The organism is Streptomyces sp. NRRL S-87 (assembly GCF_000719335.1).
Taxonomy (GTDB): domain Bacteria; phylum Actinomycetota; class Actinomycetes; order Streptomycetales; family Streptomycetaceae; genus Streptomyces.
The window spans coordinates 142,849-161,597 of sequence record NZ_JOGB01000002.1; the positions used below are offsets into that span (position 1 = coordinate 142,849).

The following is an 18,749-nucleotide window of genomic DNA, read 5'->3' on the forward strand; positions in this document are numbered from 1 at the left end:
TGCGTCCGTTCCCCCCGCGCGACGCTGGGGCCATGGCCACCGTCATGCACCACCCCAGCACCCTCACCGCCGCAACCGAACGGCGGGAAGAGCGGCGCCGGCTCCCCGCCCTGCGCCACCTCGGTCCCCACTGGTACGCCCCCGTCATGGGCACGGCGATCATCGCCAACGCCGGCGCCGGCCTGCCGTACCAGTTCCCGGGCCTGCGCGGGCTCTCCCAGTCCATGTGGGTCCTGTCGGCGGCCGCGCTGGTCACCGTCCTGACCGCCCGCGCCGGGCACTGGCTGCACCACCGCGACCAGGCCCGCGCCCACCTGCTGGACCCGGCGGTCGCCCCCTTCTACGGCTGCCTGTCGATGGCCCTGCTGGCCGTCGGCGCCGGTACCCTGCTGGTCGGCGGGGACCTCATCGGCCAGGGCCCGGCCGTCGCCGTGGACACCGTGCTGTACGCGGCCGGCACCGCCGTCGGCCTGGTGGCCGCCGTGGCCGTGCCGTACCTGATGGTGGCCCGCCACAAGGTCGATGCCGGCTCGGCCGGCCCGGTGTGGCTGCTGCCGCTGGTCGCCCCCATGGTCTCGGCCGCGCTCGGCCCCCTGCTGATCCCGCACCTGGCCGCCGGCCAGGCCCGCGAGGCCCTGCTGCTGGCCTGCTACGCCATGTTCGGGCTCAGCCTGCTGGCCACCCTGCTGATGCTGCCCCTGATCTTCGGCCGGCTGATCGTCGGCGGGCCGCTGCCGCCGGCGCTCACCCCGACCCTGTTCCTGGTGCTCGGCCCGCTCGGCCAGTCGACCACGGCCGTCAACCAGCTCGCCGACCAGGCCCCCCGCGCGATCGGCGCCCCCTACGCCGAGGGCCTGTCCGTGTTCGCCGTCGTCTACGGCGTCCCCGTCATGGGCTTCGCCCTGCTGTGGCTCGCCCTGGCCACCGCCCTGGTGGTGCGCGCCGCCCGGCGGGGCATGGGATTCGCGATGACCTGGTGGGCCTTCACCTTCCCGGTCGGCACCTGCGTCACCGGTGCCGCCGGCCTCGCCCGGCACACCGGCCTGGTCGCACTGGAGTGGCTGGCCGCCGGGCTCTACGCCCTGCTGGTGCTGGCCTGGCTGGCCGCCGCCGCCCACACCCTCCGCGGGCTGGTCAGCGGACGGCTGCTCGCAGCCCCGCGCTGAGCACCTCCGGGGCCCGTACGAGCGAGGGCCCGTACCAGGTCAGGTGCCGCCCGCTGAGGAGGGCGGCGGGCACCTGCGGGAAGGCCTCGGGACCGTCCGCCGCGGTGAAGGCGTACGGCTCGTCGGGGAGCACGACCAGGTCGCTGCCGGAGCCCACCAGCTCCGGCAGCGGCACCTTCGGATACCGCTCGGGGTGGTCGGCGTACACGTTGCGCACCCCGAGCCGGGCCAGCAGGTCGCCGGCGAAGGTGTCGCGGCCGAGCACCATCCAGGGCCGCCGCCAGATCGGTACGACCGCGCGCCACTCCCCCGCCGGCGCCACCGACGCCCAGGCCTCCTCGGCCGCGCCCAGCCACGCCGGGCGGGACAGCCCGCAGCCGGCCACCAGCACCCGCTCCAGCTCCCGGAAGGCGTCGGGCAGCGCGCGCACCTCGGTGACCAGCACCTCGACCCCGGCCTCGCGCAGCGCGTCGAGGTCCGGGGCCCGGTTCTCCTCCTCGTTGGCGACCACCAGGTCCGGGCGCAGGGCCAGGACCGCGGCCACGTCCGGGTTCTTCGTCCCGCCGATGCGTACGACGTCCAGGCCGGGCGGGTGGCTGCACCAGTCGGTGGCGCCGACCAGGAGCCCCGGGGCCGTCGCGGCGACGGCCTCGGTGAGCGACGGCACGAGGGAGACGACCCTGGGGCCCCGGTCCGCGCTCACCGGCCGGGGGGCTCGGTGACGGCGTCGACGTGGCCGCCGACCGCCACGACCAGCAGGCGGGTGCCCTCCCCGGTGGACCGCCAGCGGTGGCGCACCCCGCCGGACAGGAACAGCGAGTCCCCGGCCTCCAGCCGGTAGGCCCGGCCCTCGGCCTCGACCTGGCAGGAGCCCTCGACCACGTACATCAGCTCGTCGTTGCGGTGCTGGTACTCGCGGCCCGCGTCCTGCTCGCCGGTGAACTCCAGGGCGTGCAGCTGGTGGTGGCCGCGGACGAGGGGGCGCACCCCGGCGGGCGCGAGCCCGGAGGCGTCGCCGGCACGCACGAGGTCGACGGTGCGGGTGCTGTCGGAGGCGGCCAGCAACTCCACGGCGGTGGTCTCCAGCGCGTCCGCGACCCGTTCCAGGGAGCGCATGCTGGGGCGGGCCCGCTCGTTCTCTATCTGGCTCAGGAACGGCACCGAGAGGCCGCTTCGCGCCGCGACGGCGGCGAGGGTGAGCTGGAGCTGCCGGCGCCGTTTGCGGACCGCGGCACCCACCCGAAGCGGTTCCTTGCCGTCCCTCTCCTTGTCCTTGTCCTTGTCCTTCTCGTCCATGGCCGGGGCTGCCCTCCCCTTGGTCCGGGTCGCACAGGGGTGTGCTGTAAGCACCTTACGCAGCTTCCGCCCCCGGATTCGCGCGCACGGCGAACTCCGCATCCGTACGCTCACGCAGCGTGGCCGCCCGGGTGCGCGCCGGGGCCGCGGGCGGGCTGCGGCATCATCGTCAGCGTGACCCGACGCCTGATGCTCCTCGACACCGCATCCCTCTACTTCCGCGCCTACTTCGGCGTCCCCGACTCCGTGCGCGCCCCCGACGGGACGCCCGTCAACGCCGTGCGCGGGCTGCTCGACTTCATCGCGCGGCTCGTCCAGGACCACCACCCCGACGAGCTGGTGGCGTGCATGGACGCCGACTGGCGGCCGCACTGGCGGGTGGACCTCATCCCCTCCTACAAGGCGCACCGCGTCGCCGTGGAGACGGCGGCCGGACCGGACGAGGAGGAGGTCCCCGACACCCTCGCCCCGCAGGTGCCGGTGATCGAGGCGGCCCTGGACGCCCTCGGCATCGCGCGCGTGGGCGTCGCCGGGTACGAGGCGGACGACGTGATCGGCACGCTGGCCGGCCGGGCCACCGGCCCGGTGGACATCGTCACCGGCGACCGCGACCTGTACCAGCTGGTGAGCGACGCCCGGCAGGTGCGCGTGCTCTACCCCCTCAAGGGCGTGGGCACGCTCCAGATCACCGACGAGGCGGTCCTCGCGGAGAAGTACGGGGTCGACGGCCCCGGGTACGCGGACCTGGCGCTGCTGCGCGGCGACCCGAGCGACGGCCTGCCGGGAGTGCCCGGCATCGGCGAGAAGACGGCGGCGAAGCTGCTGGACGCCTACGGCAGCCTCGACGGGATCATGGCCGCGGTCGACGATCCGGCGTCGAAGCTGACCCCGGCGCAGCGCCGGCGCCTCGACGAGGCGCGGCCGTACGTCGCGGTCGCCCCCAAGGTCGTCAAGGTGGCCTCCGACGTTCCGCTTCCGCCGTTCGACCCCACGCTGCCGAAGGCTCCGGCGGACCCCGAGGCCCTCTCCGACCTGGTGCGACGGTGGGGTCTGGGTGGAGCGGTGGAGAGGTTGCTCTCCACACTTCGGGCCTGAGGTGCTAGGTTAGGCAAACCTAAGTGACACGTCAGGGGAAACGGGGTACCACCGTGGCAGGAGTAGTGGCCCTCAAGGAGGCGCGCACACGCATGGTCGGCACGGCCACCGTCGTACACACCGAGCGGCTCGGTCCGCACATGGTGCGCGTGGTGCTGGGCGGACCGGAACTGGCCGGCTTCGAGGCGGGCGAGTTCACCGACCACTACGTCAAGCTGCTGTTCCCCGCCGACGGCGTCACCTACGCCGAGCCCTGGGACATGGAGGAGATCCGCGCCTCCTTCCCCCGCGAGCAGTGGCCGCGCCAGCGCGCGTACACCGTGCGGTCCTGGGACCCGGCCCACCGCGAGCTCACCATCGACTTCGTCCTGCACGGCGACGAGGGTCTGGCCGGCCCCTGGGCGGCGCGGGTGCGACCGGGCGAGCGGGTGCACTTCCTCGGCCCCGGCGGCGGCTACGCCCCCGACGCCGCGGCGGACTGGCACCTGCTGGTCGGCGACGAGAGCGCACTGCCGGCGATCGCGGCGGCGATGGAGCGGATGCCGGCCGGCGCGCAGGTGCGCTGCTTCATCGAGGTCGAGGGCAAGGCCGACGAGGTGAAGGTCGCCACGCCCGACGGGGTGCAGCCGGTGTGGCTGCACCGGGGCGGCCGCCCGGTGGGCGAGCGCCTGGTCGAGGCCGTCACCGGCCTGGACTTCCCGGTCGGCTCGGTGCACGCCTTCGTCCACGGCGAGGCCGGCTTCGTCAAGGAGCTGCGCCGCCACCTGCGCCTGGAGCGCGGCGTGCCGCGCGAGCGGCTCTCGATCTCCGGCTACTGGCGCCTCGGCCACACGGACGAGGCCTGGCGCAACACGAAGCGTGCCTGGAACGCCCAGGTGGAGGCCGAGCAGGAGTCCTGACCCGGCGGGGCCGCAGGCCCGGCCCCGCCGACGCGCGCGCCCCCGTCGACCGTCGTTCAATGGGACCATGCGCCACCGACGTAGAGGACTGGCCCTGGCCACCGGGCTCACCCTGGCGGCGGGAGCCGTGGCAGCCGCCACCGCCGCACCCAGCCCCACCCCGTCCCCCGACCCCGTCCGCAGCGCCCTCGGCAGACTCGACTCCCAGGTCGAGGAGGTCATGCGCCGCACCGGCGTCCCCGGCGTCGCGGTCGGCGTCGTCCAGAACGACAAGCTCGTCTACCTCAAGGGTTACGGCGTCCGCAGCACCGAGGACCCCTCCCGGAAGATTGACCCCGACACCGTCTTCCAACTCGCCTCGGTCTCCAAGCCGCTGGCCAGCACGGTGGTGGCCGGCGCGATCGGGGCGGACGGCTGGGCCAAGCCCCTGACGGGCGTCACGCTCAAGGACCCCTGGGTCAGCGAGCACGTCACCGCGGCCGACCTGTTCTCGCACCGCTCGGGCCTGCCGGACCACGCCGGGGACCTCCTCGAAGACCTCGGCTACGACCGCTCGTACATCCTGTCCCACCTGCGCTACGAGCCGCTGACGCCGTTCCGCGCCAGCTACGCGTACACGAACTTCGGCCTCACCGCCGCCGCCGAGGCCGTCGCCCAGGCCAAGGGCGTCCCGTGGGACAAGCTCTCCGCCGACGTCCTCTACAAGCCGGCCGGAATGAACCACACCAGTTCGCGGTACGAGGACTACCTCAACGCCCCCGACCGCGCGCTCACGCACGTCAAGGAGCCCGACGGCACCTGGAAGCCGCGCTACCAGCGCGACGCCGACGCCCAGTCCCCCGCCGGCGGGGTCAGCTCCAACGCCCGGGACATGACCCGCTGGCTGCGCCTGCAGCTCGCCGACGGCAAGCTCGACGGCCAGCAGATCATCGACGCCGACGGACTGGCGGCCACGCACGTGCCGGAGATCGTGACCCACCCGCCGGCCGCGAACACCATGCCGGGCTTCTACGGCCTGGGCTGGAACGTCCGCAACGACGACAAGGGCCGGCTGCACCTGAGCCACTCCGGCGGCTTCGCGCTCGGGGCCAACACCAACGTCACCATGGTCCCGGCCGAGCACCTCGGCATCGTCGTCCTCACCAACGGCGCCCCCCTCGGCCAGGCCGACGTCATCGCCCTCAACTTCTTCGACACCGTCGAGCACGGGAAGCCGACCCGCGACTGGCTACCGGTGGTCTCCAAGGCCTACGAGGAGCAGCTGGGCCAGGGGAAGTCGGAGACGGACTACGCCCACCCGCCGGCCGACGCCCGGCCGGCCCGCGCCGACAGCGCGTACACGGGCACGTACGACAACCCGTACTACGGCAAGCTGACCGTCACCGCCGAGCCCGGCGGCGGAGGGCTCGTCCTGCACCTGGGCCCGAAGCCCATGGACTTCCCGCTGACTCACTACGACGGCGACACGTTCAGCTTCGAGACGGTCGGGGAGAACGCGGTCGGCCGCACCGGGGTGACCTTCAAGGACGGCACCGTCCGCATCGAGTACCTCGACGAGAACGGCCTGGGCACCTTCCAGCGCGCCCACTGAGCGCCGCCCGCCAGGGGCCCCGGGGCCGGCTGCCCGGGGCCCCTGGCCCCGCCGGCACCCCGTAGCCTTGGCCACGATGAGACGCAGAGCCCCGATCCCCGCCTCGCCCCTCCCCCAGCGCCTCGGCATCGACCCGGTGCGGCTGCGGCTCCCGGAGGGCGCGTGGCCGGACCCGGGCACGTACCTGCGCCACCGGTACGAGGGCGGCGCCGGGGCCGGCGCGATGGCGCGGCTGCTGGAGCGCGGCGAGGTGTACGGGGCCGACGGCACCCCGGTCCGTCCCGGGGACCCGTACACGGCGGGGGCGTTCGTCTGGTTCCACCGGGACCTGCCGGCCGAGCCGGTGGTGCCGTTCCCGCTGCCGGTGCTGTACCGCGACGACCACCTGCTCGTGGCCGACAAGCCGCACTTCCTGGCCACCACCCCGCGCGGCAGCCACGTCACCCAGACCGCGCTGGCCCTGCTGCGCCACCGGCTCGGCCTGCCCGACCTGAGCCCCGCGCACCGGCTGGACCGGCTCACCGCGGGCCTGGTGATGTTCAGCGTGCGGCCGGCCGACCGCGGCGCGTACCAGGGCCTGTTCCAGGACCGGCGGGTACGCAAGGAGTACGAGGCGGTCGCCCCGTACGACCCCGCCCTGGCGCTCCCGCGCACCGTGCGCAGCCGGATCGAGAAGACCCGCGGGGTGATCGCCGCCGAGGAGCTTCCGGGCGAGCCGAACGCCGAGAGCCACGTCGAACTCCTGGCCCACCGGGCCGGGTTGGGCCGCTACCGCCTCACCCCGGCCACCGGCCGCACCCACCAGCTGCGGGTGCACATGAACGCCCTCGGCGTGCCGATCCTGGGCGACCCGGTGTACCCGGCCGTCCTCGACCCGGACCCGGACGACTACCGCCGCCCCCTCCAACTCCTGGCCCGCACACTGGAGTTCACCGACCCGGTGACGGGGCTGAACCACCGGTTCGAGTCCTCCCGCACCCTGCAGGCCTGGGAGGACCTCCCGGGTTGGGAGGCCTCCCCCTGAGGCCGGGTCAGCCGAGCGAGCTGTACGCGACCACGCCGCGCAGCATGGCGTCGACCGCCTTGCGGGCGTTCTTCGCCACCGTGCTGCCCTCCGCCGGTGCCGCGGCCGCGATCTGGCCGAGGACGTCGATGACCTGCTTGCACCAGCGCACGAAGTCGCCGGCCGGCATCTCGGCCTCGCGCAGCACCTCGTCGAGGCTCTTGTCCGAGGCCCACTGGTACGCCGCCCACGCGAAGCCGAGGTCCGGCTCCCGCTGGCCCACGCCCTCCGCCTGGTTGATCCGGTGCTCCTCCTCCAGGGCGTCCAACCGGCCCCAGATGCGCACCATCTCACCCAGCGCCGGCTTCGCGCCGCCACCCGGCAGCTTCGGCGCCACCGCGTCGTCGGACTGCCGCGCCTCGAAGACCAGCGCCGACACGCAGGCCGCCAGCTCCGCCGGGGTCAGGCCCTCCCAGACCTTCTCCCGCAGGCATTCCGAGGCCAGCAGGTCCAGTTCGCCGTACAGCCGCGCCAGCCGCCTGCCGTGCTCGGTGACCTCGTCCTCGCGCAGGTAGTCCAGCTCGGTGAGCAGCCGGTGGATCCGGTCGAAGGTCCGGGCGATGGTGTTCGTCCGGCCCTCGATGCGCCGCTCCAGCTGCCTGGTGTCCCGCTGCAGCCGGTGGTAGCGCTCCGCCCAGCGGGCGTGGTCCTCGCGCTCGTCGCAGCCGTGGCAGGGGTGCGCCCGCAGCTCGGCCCGCAGCCGCGTGATCTCGCGGTCGTCGGCCGCGGCGGCCCGGCCGCGCCGGTGCCGTTCGGGCTCGATGTGCCCGGCCTTGGTGCGCAGCGCCGAGGCCAGGTCGCGGCGGGACTGCGGGGAACGCGGGTTGAAGGACTTGGGGATCCGCATCCGCTCCAGCGCCTCCACCGGCACCGGGAAGTCGATCGCGGCCAGCCGCTTGACCTGCCGCTCCGCGGTCAGCACCAGCGGGCGCGGGCCCTCCTGGTACTCGTACCCGCGGTGGCCGTTCGACCGCCCGCCGGGCACGCCCGGGTCCAGGACGAGCGCCAGGCCGGCGAACTTGCCGGTCGGCACGTGGATGACGTCGCCCGGCTTCAGCTTCTCCAGCGAGGCCGCGGCCTGGGCCCGGCGCTGCGCGGCGCCGTGCCTGGCGAGCTCGTTCTCCCGGTCCTTGAGGTCGCGGCGCAGTCGGGCGTACTCCTCGAAGTCCCCGAGGTGGCAGGTCATGCCCGCCTTGTAGCCGCTCAGGCCCTCCTCGTTGCGCTGCACCTGCCGGGAGATGCCGACCACCGAGCGGTCGGCCTGGAACTGCGCGAAGGAGGTCTCCAGCAGCTCCCGCGAGCGGTGCCGCCCGAACTGCTGGACCAGGTTCACGGCCATGTTGTACGACGGCTTGAAGCTGGAGCGCAGCGGGTACGTACGGGTGCCCGCCAGGCCCGCGAGCGCGGCCGGGTCCATGCCCCGCTGCCACAGCACCACGGCGTGGCCCTCGACGTCGATGCCGCGCCGACCGGCCCGGCCGGTCAGCTGCGTGTACTCGCCGGGGGTGATGTCGGCGTGCTGCTCGCCGTTCCACTTGACCAGCTTCTCGAGGATCACCGTGCGGGCCGGCATGTTGATGCCCAGTGCGAGGGTCTCGGTGGCGAAGACCGCCTTGACCAGGCCGCGGACGAACAGCTCCTCCACGACCTCCTTGAAGGTGGGCAGCATGCCCGCGTGGTGCGCGGCGATGCCCCGCTCCAGTCCCTCCAGCCACTCGTAGTAGCCCAGGACGTGCAGGTCCTCGGCCGGGATGGAGGCGGTGCGCTCCTCGACGATCTCGCGGACCTGGAGGCGGCCCGCGTCGTCGTTCAGCCGCAGCCCCGCGTACAGGCACTGCTGGACGGCCGCCTCGCAGCCGGCGCGGCTGAAGATGAAGGTGATGGCGGGCAGCAGGCCCTCGCTGTCGAGGCGCTCGATGACCTCGGGCCGGCCCGGGGTCCAGACCCGGTTGCGGGCCCGCCGCTCGCGCTCGCGGTCGGCCTCGCGGACCATCTTGCCGCGCCGCCGGTCCCGCGGGTTGTACGTGCGGCTGTTCTCCATGCGGGCCATGCGCAGCAGGTCGGGGTTGACCTCGCGGCGGGCGGAGCCGCGGCCGCCGTGGTCGCTCTCCTCCTCGAAGAGGTCGTAGATCCGCCGCCCGGCCATGACGTGCTGCCACAGCGGGACCGGCCGCTCCTCGGAGACGATCACCTCGGTGTCGCCGCGGACGGTGTCCAGCCAGTCGCCGAACTCCTCGGCGTTGGAGACCGTCGCGGACAGCGACACCAGGGTCACCGACTCGGGGAGGTGGATGATCACTTCCTCCCAGACGGCGCCGCGGAACCGGTCGGAGAGGTAGTGCACCTCGTCCATCACCACGTACCCCAGGCCCAGCAGCGACTGGGAGCCGGCGTACAGCATGTTCCGCAGCACCTCGGTGGTCATGACCACGATGGGAGCCTCGGAGTTGACGCTGTTGTCACCCGTGAGCAGGCCGACCTTCTCGGCGCCGTAGCGCTTGACCAGGTCCGCGTACTTCTGGTTCGACAGGGCCTTGATGGGGGTGGTGTAGAAGCACTTGCGCCCCTGCCGCAGGGCCAGGTGCACGGCGAACTCGCCGACGATCGTCTTGCCCGAGCCGGTGGGCGCGGCCACCAGCACGCCCTTGCCCGCCTCCAGGGCCCGGCAGGCCTCGATCTGGAACGGGTCGAGCCCGAAGTCGTACAGCTCGCGGAAGGGGGCCAGCGCGGTGGCCTCCTCGGCGGCGCGGATCCGCGCGGCGGCGTACCGCTCGGCGGGTGAGAGATCCTCTGTCATCTTGTCTCCGAGACTACCCGGCCCCTCTGACAGCCGTCGCGATCTTTACTGAAGGTCTGACAAACCGGTCAGTACCCGTACAGCACCCGTTCTGCACCCGAACACGGCCGGGAACGCGAAAGCGGCCGGGAACGCGCAGGCGGGACGGAAACGCGAAAGCGGCCGGCGGCGCGGTGTGCGCGCCCCGGCCGCGGTCGCGCGGTGGGAGGGGAGGACCCGGTGGCCCGCCCGTCGCCCGGGCGCTCGGGGGCCGTGGCCGGGGCGGGGCGGGGGGGCGGGGCGGGTCGGTCAGGTGGCGTCGTCGTAGCCGTTGATCCGGGACCGGCCGCCGTCGGCCTGCTCGGGCAGCGACGGCACCGAGCCCACCGGTTCGACCGCGCCGATCGCCTCGGGGGTCAGATCCAGGTCGGAGGCCTCGTCGTCGCCGGGGCCCTGGGCCTCGCGGCGGGCCTTGCGCCGGTCGTTGAGCAGCGCGATCGCGGTGGCCGCGAAGTACAGCACCCAGATCGGCACCGAGAGGGCCAGCATGCTGATGGGCTCGGTGCTGGGCGTGGCGACGGCGGCGAAGACGGTGATGCCGAGGATCATGCCCCGCCACCAGCCGAGCATCCGCTTGCCGGTGATCACCCCGCCGAAGTTCAGCAGCACGAGCAGCAGCGGCATCTCGAAGGAGAGGCCGAAGACCACCACCATGCGCGTGATCAGGTCGAGCAGGTCGTCCAGCGGCAGCTGGTTGTCGAGGTCCGCCGGCGACAGGCTGATCATGGCCTGGGCCATGGTCGGCAGCGTCTCGTACGCGAAGTAGCCGCCGCACAGGAAGAGCGGGAAGCCGGCCGCCACGAACGAGAGCGCGTACCGCTTCTCCGACCGGTGCAGCCCGGGGGCGACGAAGGCCCACAGCTGGTACAGCCAGATCGGCGAGGCGAGGGTGACACCCGCCATCAGGGAGACCTTCAGCGCCAGGGTGAAGGGCGTCAGCAGGCCGTTGAGCACGATTCGGGCGCACGTCCCGTCCCGCTGCTTCGCCAGCTCCGCGAAGGTGGACTCGCAGCCCACCGCCTTCAGGATCGGGTTGGTGAAGAGCTCGATGATCCCCCGGTAGTAGAAGGCCGCGACGATCGTGACGACGACGATCGCCAGCAGCGCCTTCGCGAGCCGGTTGCGGAGTTCACGCAGGTGCTCGACGAGGGGCATCCGCCCCTCGGGGTCCTTCTCCTGCTTGCGGGCAGACTTGAGCAACCCACGTCCTCATCTCGTGCGGCAGGCCGTCGCCGGTTTCCGACGGCTGCGTGTGGCCCTGTGTCAGCGCGGGCGGGGTGTCAGCGCTGGGTGGTGTCGGTCGGCTCGGTCACCGGGCGCGCGCTGGTCACGTCACCGGGCGCGGCCTGGATGGTGCGGGGAGCCGGCTGGTCCTGGGCCGGGTCGGGGGCCGGACCGGTGGGCGCGGTCTGCTGGCCCTCGGACTTCATCGCCTTCGCCTCGCTCTTGAGGATGCGAGCGGACTTGCCCAGGGACCGAGCCATGTCCGGAAGCTTCTTCGCGCCAAACAGCAGGATGATGACGACGAGGATGAGGATGATCTCGGGTGCGCCGAGCCTTCCAAACATAAGCGGTACCTTCTCACGGAGGCGGCGGGTCGGTCGGTTCTCTACCGGCCGGACGGTCGGTTCCGGCCCTGTGGATCGCAGTGATCGTAACCGCCGAGTGCAAACACGGTGCAACGCCCGTGCGTACTCCCGGTGGCCGCCCCTGCGGGGCAGAACGGGGCGCGGCATCCGACAATACCTCGCCCGTCTCGCGGGGTGGAGACCACGGTATTGCGGTCGAATGCCGAAGGCCCGTGCTAATGCAGCTCGCCGCCGGTCCGGGCCAGGTCCACCGCGGCCCGCTCCAGGTCGCCCGCCGCGCCCGCGATCCGCCGGCTGGCCCGGTCCACCTGGCGGGCCAGCCGCCGCACCTCGACGTACACGCGGATCGCGAGCACGCCCAGCACGGACAGTCCGAGGAAACCCAGGGCAATTGCGAGCATCGGCCACAGCATGGGGACGAGCCTACTCAGACGCTGCGCAGGGTCCGCACGCCGCCGCCGGTCAGCAGCTCGACGATCCGCTCCCCCGCCGGCTTGCGCACGGCCACCCCGCACTCGGGACAGGTGAAGGAGTAGAACGTGCTGCGCCGGCTGCCCCCGATGGCCAGCCGCAACTGGCCGGCGTCGAGTTCGAAGCGCGCCCGGCAGTCCGGGCAGGCGGCCTTGAACTGCACCATCCTCATCCGCGCGTCCCCCTCAGTTCCTCGTACCGCCCCGGTGCGCTTCCCCGCCCGGCCTCAGTGCTCTTCCTCGTACGCCGCCAGCGCCTCCCGGGCCGCCCGCCGCGCGCTGTCCGCCAGCTCCTGCGGTGCGGCGATCCGCCCGTCCCGGCCCAGCCGCAGCGCCAGCCGGCGCAAGGAGGCCGGATCTGGGGTGCGCAGCGTGATCCGCAGACCGCCGTCCGCCAGCTCGCGGGCGCTGTCGTGCGGGTAGTACTCGGCCACCCACCGTCCGCCGGGCCCCACCTCGACGACCACCTCAGGGTCCTCCGCCGAAGGCTGCACCAGCCCCTCCGACAGGTCCCGCGGCTCGATCGCCGGCGGCTCGGCCCGCTCGTCCAGCAGCCGGATCTCGGCCACCCGGTCCAGCCGGAAGGTGCGCCGCGCCTCCGAGAGGTGGCACCAGCCCTCCATGTACGTGTGGCCCACCGCGAACAGCCGGATCGGGTCCACCGTGCGCTCGGTCAGCTCGTCGCGGGCCGGCGAGTAGTAGCGCAGCCACAGCCGCCGCCGCTCCGAGATCGCCCGGTCGACGTCGGCGAACACCCCGCCCTCGGACTCGAAGGTCACGTTCAGCCGGGAGCTGGCCCCGGCCGCCTCGCCGGCCGCCGCCTCCAGCTTCGCGGTGGCCCGCAGCAGTGCCTGCCGGTCGCTCTCGCGCAGGCCCGGCAGCGTCGCCACGGCCCGCGCGGCCACCAGGAGCGCGGTCGCCTCGTCGGCGGCCAGCCGCAGCGGCTCCGCCGTGGACTCCCCCGACGCGTCCGGGTTGCGCCACCAGATGCGCTCGCCGTCGGTGTCGATGTCCAGCAGGTCCCCGCCGCGGAAGCTCGTCCCGCACATGGGCAGCACGTCGAGGTCCGAGATCAGCTCGTCCTCGCTGATCCCGAAGGCGCGGGCGACGTCAGCGATCCGCGCTCCCGGGCGCTCCCGCAGGTACGTCACCAGCGACAGCATCCGCCGGGTCTGGTCGATGGCGTTGGCGGCCATGTCGTTCGAGTCCCCCTCAGCCCTTGGCCACGGCGCGCAGCCGGTCCACCACGTCGGCCCGCAGATCGGCGGGCTCCAGCACCATCACGTCCGGCCCGAACTCCACCAGCCAGGCGTCCAGCCCGTGCCCGTACGGGATCTCCAGCTCGTCCCAGCCGCCGCCGGCGTCCCGCACGGCCGTCGCGCGGGCCCGCAGCGGGTACCCCGCGCCCTGGCGCAGCCGGATGCGCGCCGAGCGGTCCGCCGTCTCACCGGCCCAGCTCGCCACCGTCTCGCGCACGGTCACCACGTCCGGCACGTCGGCCGTGTACTTCCCGGCGCGCGACTTCACCTTCCCCGTGATCCGGGACAGCCGGAACACCCGCTCCGCGCCCCGCTCCCGGTCGAAGCCGGCCAGGTACCACTGGCCGCGCCAGCACTCCAGCGCCCACGGCTCCACCTGGCGCTGCTGGGGGCGCACCGCGTTGGACTTGCGGTAGTCGAAGGTCACCGGCCGACGGTCGCGGCAGGCCAGCATCAGCGGCTCGAACGCCGCCTCGTGCACCGGGATCCGCGGCTCGATGGCGCTGTGCTGGCCCTCGTACGGGTCCCCCGCCTCCGGCATCCCGGCGGCCCGCAGCTTCTGCAGCGCGCCGCTCGCGGCGCCCGCCAGCCGGGCCTGCTGCCACACCTTGGCCGCCAGCCCCAGGGCCGCGGCCTCCTCGGCGTCCAACGACACCGGCGGCAGCCGGTTGCTGTCCCGGCGGGCCAGGTAGCCGATCTCCCCGTCGAGCGCCTCGACGGTCTCGATCACCAGGCCCAGCTCGCGCAGGTCGTCCTTGTCCCGCTCGAACATGCGGTTGAAGGAGTCGTCGGTGCCGGCCTCCATGTAGGCCTCGATGGAGCCGCGCAGCTCCCGCTTGCTGAGCGGTCGGCGGGTGCCGAGCAGGCACAGTGCCAGATTCATCAGCCGCTCGGCCTTGGCAATCGCCACGACGCCCCTCGCCCCTCTCAAAGTCCTTGTGACCGTTGACCGTACCGCCCCGGCGCGCCCGGACAAAAGCGAGGGACCCACGCCGGGCGGCGGGGGTCCCTCAAGCGATCGCGATCGGGCGGATCAGACGCCCATCAGGTCGCAGACGAAGATCAGCGTCTCGCCGGGGGCGATCGCGCTGCCCGCGCCGCGGTCGCCGTACGCGAGGTGCGCCGGGATCGTGAGCTTGCGGCGGCCGCCGACCTTCATGCCCTGCACGCCCTGGTCCCAGCCCGCGATGACCTGGCCGACACCGAGCTGGAACTGCAGCGGGGTGCCGCGGTTCCAGGACGCGTCGAACTCCTCGCCCGTGGAGAAGGCCACGCCGACGTAGTGGACCTTGACGAAGTCGCCCTTCTTGGCGACGGCCCCGTCGCCCTCCCAGATGTCGACGATCTCGAGCTCGGACGGCGCCGGGCCCTCGGGGAAGTCGATCTCGGGCTTCTCGATGTTCACAGACACTGCTCCTTGAAACTTTTAAAGCTGGGCAACCCGGACAGTCTTACATCACGGCCAGGATGTCCAGCGAGAACACCAGGGTCGAGTTGGCCGGAATACCGTTGGACTCCTTGTTGCCCAGACCCTGGTCCGGCGGGATGACCAGCAGGATGCGGCTGCCCACCTTCTTGCCCACGATGCCGTCCTTCAGGCCCTTCAGCGTCAGCTGGTCGAGCGGGAACGTCACCGGGTTGCCCGTACCCGTGGCGTACGTGCTGTCGAAGACCTTGCCGTCCTTCCACAGCTTGCCCACGTACTTCACGGCAACCTTGTCGGTCGGCTTCACGACCGCGCCCGCGCTCTCGAGCACGTAGTTGGACACGAGCTTCGTCGGCGCGGCGACCTTCGGAATCGTCAGCTCTGGGGCCTTGCCGTCGGTGTTCGTCCCCACCACCGGCAGGTTCTTGTCCTCCTGCGGGACGACCTTGCCCTGCGCGGACGCCGGGATCTGCTTCGCCTTCAGGATGTCCACCACGAACACCAGCGTCGCGTTCGGGCTGATGTCGCCCTGGCCCTGCGCCCCGTAACCCAGCTCCGGCGGGATGACCAGCTCGACGCGGCTGCCGACCTTCTGGCCCTCCAGGCCCTGGTCCCAGCCCTTGATGACGCCGCCGGCGCCGATCGTCAGGTTGAAGGGCTCACCGCGGTCGAAGCTGTTGTCGAACGGCTTGTCCTTGTCCCATTGCTGACCGTAGTAGTTCACATCGGTCGCATCGCCCTTCTTCAGGGCGGGGCCCTTGCCCTCGGAGAGGACGACGACCTTCAGCTGCTTCGGCGGCTTCCCCTCCCCCTTCGCGAGGGTCGGCTTCTCCCCGAACTTCGCACCCGCGGTGATCGCGGGCGCGCCGTCGGACGTCTTGGCGGAGTCGGAGCCCTCCTTGTCGTCCCCGCACGCCGCAGTCGACAGCAGCAGAAGGGGGACGACCAGCAGGCCGGCAAGTCGGCGCACGTGTTCCTCAGATCTCTCTCACGGCACATCGGTCGCCGCCACTCTAAGGCGTGCCGAGGGCCCGCACGAGAACGCACCGGGCCCGCACCACCGGGGACACGCACCGCGGCGGGCCGGACGGCCCCCCGTCCGGCCCGCCGCTCCCCGCGTCACATGCCCGCGATCAGCTTCTCCACCCGGTCGTCCACCGACCGGAACGGGTCCTTGCACAGCACCGTCCGCTGCGCCTGGTCATTGAGCTTCAGGTGCACCCAGTCCACCGTGAAGTCCCGGCGCTGCTCCTGCGCCCGCCGGATGAAGTCGCCGCGCAGCCGCGCCCGAGTCGTCTGCGGCGGCACCGACTTGCCCTCGAAGATCTTGACGTCGTTGCACACCCGCGCCGCCTGGCCCTTGCGCTCCAGCAGGTAGTACAGGCCCCGCCGGCGGTGGATGTCGTGGTACGCCAGGTCTATCTGCGCCACCCGCGGGTTCGACATGGTCATGTTGTGCTTGGCCCGGTACCGCTCGATGAGCTTGTACTTCATGACCCAGTCGATCTCGGTGTCGATCCGGTCCAGGTCCTGCGCCTCGACCGCGTCCAGCGTGCGGCCCCACAGCTCCAGGACCTGCTCCACCGTGCCGGTACGGATCCCGCGGCGCTCTGCGAAGTCCACCGCCTTGTCGTAGTACTCCCGCTGGATCTCCAGCGCCGAGGCCTCCCGGCCGCTGGCCAGCCGCACCTTGCGCTGCCCCGTGATGTCGTGGCTGACCTCGCGGATCGCCCGGATCGGGTTCTCCAGCGTCAGGTCCCGCATCACGGTCCCGGCCTCGATCATCCGCAGCACCAGGTCGGTCGCCCCGACCTTCAGCAGCATCGTCGTCTCCGACATGTTCGAGTCGCCGACGATGACGTGCAGCCGGCGGTAGCGCTCGGCGTCCGCGTGCGGCTCGTCACGGGTGTTGATGATGGGGCGCGAGCGGGTGGTCGCCGAGCTGACGCCCTCCCAGATGTGCTCCGCACGCTGGCTCACGCAGTAGACCGCACCACGGGGGGTCTGCAACACCTTCCCCGCGCCGCAGATCAGCTGCCTCGTCACCAGGAACGGGATCAGGATGTCCGCGAGCCGGGAGAATTCCCCGTGCCGCGCCACCAGATAGTTTTCGTGGCAACCGTACGAGTTGCCCGCCGAGTCGGTGTTGTTCTTGAAGAGATAGACGTCGCCCGCGATTCCCTCCTCGTGCAGGCGGCGCTCCGCGTCGACCAGCAGACCTTCGAGAATGCGCTCGCCGGCCTTGTCGTGGGTGACCAGTTCGGTCACGTTGTCGCATTCGGGAGTTGCGTATTCCGGATGCGAACCCACGTCCAGATACAGGCGGGCGCCGTTCCGCAGGAACACGTTGCTGCTGCGGCCCCATGACACGACACGGCGGAAGAGGTAGCGCGCCACTTCGTCAGGAGACAGTCGGCGCTGTCCCCTGAACGTGCACGTGACGCCGTACTCGTTCTCCAGCCCGAAAATGCGGCGGTCCATGTCTGAACATTACGCCTTCCGCACTGCTCGCAAACCGGGTTCGGCAGCGCCGTTTCGATCATTTTCCCGACCGGACCGCGCGACGCTCCCACGACACACCGGACCCGGACGCGCGGAAGGCCCGCCGGCGCCACCGCCGACGGGCCTTCCGCCCTGAGGACCCCAAGGGCCCGCGCCGCTAGGCGGACACGCCCGCCGCCGCGTCCGCGACCCGGTCCGCCGCCGCGTCCGCGACCCGGTCCCCGGCCTCGCCGGCCGGCTCCGAGACCGCCACGGCCACGCTCCGGCCGCCCGTCGACATCACCCGCTGAGTGACCATCAGGACCACGAACGCGGCAGCGCCGCCGCCCGCGGCCACCGCGAAGCTCGCCGACGTGCCCGCCAGTTCCGCCACCGGACCGGCCGCCGCCGTACCGATCGCCGCGCCCACGCCGAAGAACGTCACCAGCCACGAGAACGCCTCGGTCACCGTGCCGGTCGGAGCGTGCCGGTCCACCACCAGGAACGCACAGGCCAGCGAGGGCGCCAGACACACGCCCGCCAGCGCCGCCAGTGCCGACATCGCCCACGGACCCGGCACCAGCAGCAGCGGCACGTACCCCGCCGCCAGCAGCCCGACGAGCACCCGCAGCCGCCGCTCCGGCGCGCCGGCCCACTGCCGGGCCCCGTACGCCACACCGCCGACCAGCGCACCCAGACCCACGGCCGCCATCAGCCAGCCGTACACCGCCTGGCCGCCGTGGTCGTCCGCGTACGCCACGCCCGCCACGCTGATCGAACCCAGCGCCGAGCCCACGAAGAAGAACGCCGTCAGCAGCGCCAGCAGCCCCTTGGACCGCAGCGCGCCCAGCCAGTGCGCCTCGCGCGGCGCCGAGCGCCACACCCGGGCCGGCTGCGCGGTCACCACCGCCAGCGCGCCCAGCACGCCCAGCAAGTTGATCACCATCAGCGCGGCCGCCGGCGACCAGAGCGCCACCAGCAGCGTCACGAGCAGCGGGCCGACCGTGTACATGATCTCCTGGGCCACCGCGTCCATGGCGTACGCCTGGTGCACCCGCTCCTCGCGGCCGCCCAGCACGCTCGGCCACAGCGCCCGCAGGCCGCCCTCCAGCGGGGGCGTGAACAGGCCCGCCACCACCGCGGCGGCGTACGCCAGCACCAGCGAGCCCGTGCCCGCCACCGCCAGCACACCCATCGCCAGCGCCGACACCACCGCGGCCGGGAGCTGGACGCGCGGCTGGCCGTAGAGGTCCACCGCCCGGCCGAGCAGCGGCTGGCCCACCGCCGTCGCCAGTCCGTAGGCGGCCGCGAGCGCGCCCGCGAGGGAGTAGCTGCCGCCCTCCGCCCGGATGAACAGCACGACGGCGATGTTCGCCGTCGCCGTGGGCAGCCGGCCCACCAGCGTGCCCACCAGCAGCCGCGCGGCGTACCGAGTCCTGAGCAGCTCCGCGTATCCCGCGGCCATCCCCGCCACCTTCCCGCCCGGCACCCACCGGGGTTTTACGTATAACTTCAGAAGTCATACGTACCATGAGCCCAGCCGACCGGTCCACTCCGGATCCCCTGACCAGGCCCTTT

General features: G+C 72.8%; 18 protein-coding genes. 5 read left to right on the plus strand and 13 right to left on the minus strand.

Translation table 11 applies throughout. The features are described 5' to 3' along the window. Positions 1–44 precede the first annotated feature (44 nt). Positions 45–1,166, plus strand: a complete 1,122-nt coding sequence (locus tag IF43_RS0101755) for a TDT family transporter (RefSeq protein WP_051794544.1) — start codon at positions 45–47, stop codon at positions 1,164–1,166. Here IF43_RS0101755 and IF43_RS0101760 read toward each other — a convergent pair. Further along, entirely contained in the window at positions 1,135–1,869 is a 735-nt protein-coding gene (locus IF43_RS0101760) for a helical backbone metal receptor (RefSeq protein WP_030192965.1), read from the minus strand. The two genes, IF43_RS0101755 and IF43_RS0101760, sit on opposite strands and share 32 nt — an antisense overlap. Further along, on the minus strand, positions 1,866–2,462 hold the full coding sequence (locus IF43_RS0101765; RefSeq protein WP_051794525.1) for a helix-turn-helix domain-containing protein: 597 nt from the start codon (positions 2,460–2,462) through the stop codon (positions 1,866–1,868). Before IF43_RS0101765 ends, IF43_RS0101760 begins: the two co-directional genes overlap by 4 nt. A gap of 189 nt (positions 2,463–2,651) precedes the next feature. On the opposite strand from IF43_RS0101765, the gene IF43_RS0101770 reads away from it, so the two are divergent. From IF43_RS0101770 to IF43_RS0101785, 4 genes are all read left to right on the plus strand, one after another. Beyond that, complete coding sequence (locus IF43_RS0101770; RefSeq protein ID WP_030192967.1) at positions 2,652–3,557, plus strand: 5'-3' exonuclease; 906 nt, start codon at positions 2,652–2,654, stop codon at positions 3,555–3,557. Positions 3,558–3,649: 92 nt separating this feature from the next. After that, complete coding sequence (locus IF43_RS0101775) at positions 3,650–4,456, plus strand: siderophore-interacting protein (RefSeq protein WP_030192968.1); 807 nt, start codon at positions 3,650–3,652, stop codon at positions 4,454–4,456. A gap of 67 nt (positions 4,457–4,523) precedes the next feature. Next, positions 4,524–6,047 (plus strand): serine hydrolase, encoded by a 1,524-nt coding sequence (locus IF43_RS0101780; protein WP_030192969.1) that lies wholly within the window; start codon positions 4,524–4,526, stop codon positions 6,045–6,047. A gap of 76 nt (positions 6,048–6,123) precedes the next feature. Continuing rightward, positions 6,124–7,071, plus strand: a complete 948-nt coding sequence (locus IF43_RS0101785; RefSeq protein ID WP_030192970.1) for an RluA family pseudouridine synthase — start codon at positions 6,124–6,126, stop codon at positions 7,069–7,071. A 7-nt stretch (positions 7,072–7,078) separates the two neighbouring features. On the opposite strand, the gene IF43_RS0101790 is transcribed toward IF43_RS0101785, so the two are convergent. The 11 genes from IF43_RS0101790 to IF43_RS0101840 all read right to left on the minus strand — a co-directional run bounded on the left by IF43_RS0101790 (position 7,079) and on the right by IF43_RS0101840 (position 18,636). After that, the gene (locus tag IF43_RS0101790) at positions 7,079–9,907 is read right to left on the minus strand and encodes an RNA helicase (RefSeq protein ID WP_030192972.1); all 2,829 of its coding nucleotides are present in this window, start codon (positions 9,905–9,907) and stop codon (positions 7,079–7,081) included. A gap of 288 nt (positions 9,908–10,195) precedes the next feature. After that, positions 10,196–11,146 carry a twin-arginine translocase subunit TatC gene (gene tatC, locus IF43_RS0101795; RefSeq protein ID WP_030192974.1) on the minus strand — a complete coding sequence of 317 codons (951 nt, stop codon included), beginning with the start codon at positions 11,144–11,146 and terminating at the stop codon, positions 10,196–10,198. A gap of 80 nt (positions 11,147–11,226) precedes the next feature. Further along, positions 11,227–11,514 (minus strand): Sec-independent protein translocase subunit TatA, encoded by a 288-nt coding sequence (gene tatA / locus IF43_RS0101800; RefSeq protein WP_030192976.1) that lies wholly within the window; start codon positions 11,512–11,514, stop codon positions 11,227–11,229. A 236-nt stretch (positions 11,515–11,750) separates the two neighbouring features. Further along, entirely contained in the window at positions 11,751–11,948 is a 198-nt protein-coding gene (locus IF43_RS0101805; RefSeq protein ID WP_030192979.1) for a hypothetical protein, read from the minus strand. Between the two features lie 14 nt (positions 11,949–11,962). After that, a complete protein-coding gene (locus IF43_RS0101810; protein WP_030192981.1) occupies positions 11,963–12,178 on the minus strand; it encodes a hypothetical protein in 216 nt (71 codons plus the stop codon). Between the two features lie 54 nt (positions 12,179–12,232). Then, entirely contained in the window at positions 12,233–13,201 is a 969-nt protein-coding gene (locus tag IF43_RS0101815; RefSeq protein ID WP_030192983.1) for a YafY family protein, read from the minus strand. A gap of 16 nt (positions 13,202–13,217) precedes the next feature. Further along, positions 13,218–14,174 (minus strand): YafY family protein, encoded by a 957-nt coding sequence (locus IF43_RS0101820; RefSeq protein ID WP_030192985.1) that lies wholly within the window; start codon positions 14,172–14,174, stop codon positions 13,218–13,220. A 123-nt stretch (positions 14,175–14,297) separates the two neighbouring features. Further along, positions 14,298–14,669, minus strand: coding sequence for an FKBP-type peptidyl-prolyl cis-trans isomerase (locus IF43_RS0101825; protein WP_030192987.1), 372 nt, complete (start codon positions 14,667–14,669; stop codon positions 14,298–14,300). A gap of 46 nt (positions 14,670–14,715) precedes the next feature. Beyond that, the gene (locus tag IF43_RS0101830) at positions 14,716–15,660 is read right to left on the minus strand and encodes an FKBP-type peptidyl-prolyl cis-trans isomerase (protein ID WP_030192988.1); all 945 of its coding nucleotides are present in this window, start codon (positions 15,658–15,660) and stop codon (positions 14,716–14,718) included. 149 nt (positions 15,661–15,809) lie between these two features. Continuing rightward, a complete protein-coding gene (gene pafA / locus IF43_RS0101835) occupies positions 15,810–17,171 on the minus strand; it encodes a Pup--protein ligase (protein ID WP_030192990.1) in 1,362 nt (453 codons plus the stop codon). A gap of 178 nt (positions 17,172–17,349) precedes the next feature. Next, positions 17,350–18,636 carry an MFS transporter gene (locus IF43_RS0101840; RefSeq protein ID WP_051794527.1) on the minus strand — a complete coding sequence of 429 codons (1,287 nt, stop codon included), beginning with the start codon at positions 18,634–18,636 and terminating at the stop codon, positions 17,350–17,352. Positions 18,637–18,749 lie beyond the last annotated feature (113 nt).

Coding starts and splice junctions, on each gene's coding strand:
- IF43_RS0101755 (WP_051794544.1), top strand. CDS start 45: ATGCACCACCCCAGCACCCTCACCGCCGCAACCGAACGGCGGGAAGAG.
- IF43_RS0101765 (WP_051794525.1), bottom strand. CDS start 2,462: ATGGACGAGAAGGACAAGGACAAGGACAAGGAGAGGGACGGCAAGGAA.
- IF43_RS0101770 (WP_030192967.1), top strand. CDS start 2,652: ATGCTCCTCGACACCGCATCCCTCTACTTCCGCGCCTACTTCGGCGTC.
- IF43_RS0101775 (WP_030192968.1), top strand. CDS start 3,650: ATGGTCGGCACGGCCACCGTCGTACACACCGAGCGGCTCGGTCCGCAC.
- IF43_RS0101780 (WP_030192969.1), top strand. CDS start 4,524: ATGCGCCACCGACGTAGAGGACTGGCCCTGGCCACCGGGCTCACCCTG.
- IF43_RS0101785 (WP_030192970.1), top strand. CDS start 6,124: ATGAGACGCAGAGCCCCGATCCCCGCCTCGCCCCTCCCCCAGCGCCTC.
- IF43_RS0101790 (WP_030192972.1), bottom strand. CDS start 9,907: ATGACAGAGGATCTCTCACCCGCCGAGCGGTACGCCGCCGCGCGGATC.
- tatA (WP_030192976.1), bottom strand. CDS start 11,514: ATGTTTGGAAGGCTCGGCGCACCCGAGATCATCCTCATCCTCGTCGTC.
- IF43_RS0101805 (WP_030192979.1), bottom strand. CDS start 11,948: ATGCTGTGGCCGATGCTCGCAATTGCCCTGGGTTTCCTCGGACTGTCC.
- IF43_RS0101810 (WP_030192981.1), bottom strand. CDS start 12,178: ATGAGGATGGTGCAGTTCAAGGCCGCCTGCCCGGACTGCCGGGCGCGC.
- IF43_RS0101815 (WP_030192983.1), bottom strand. CDS start 13,201: ATGGCCGCCAACGCCATCGACCAGACCCGGCGGATGCTGTCGCTGGTG.
- pafA (WP_030192990.1), bottom strand. CDS start 17,171: ATGGACCGCCGCATTTTCGGGCTGGAGAACGAGTACGGCGTCACGTGC.
- IF43_RS0101840 (WP_051794527.1), bottom strand. CDS start 18,636: ATGGCCGCGGGATACGCGGAGCTGCTCAGGACTCGGTACGCCGCGCGG.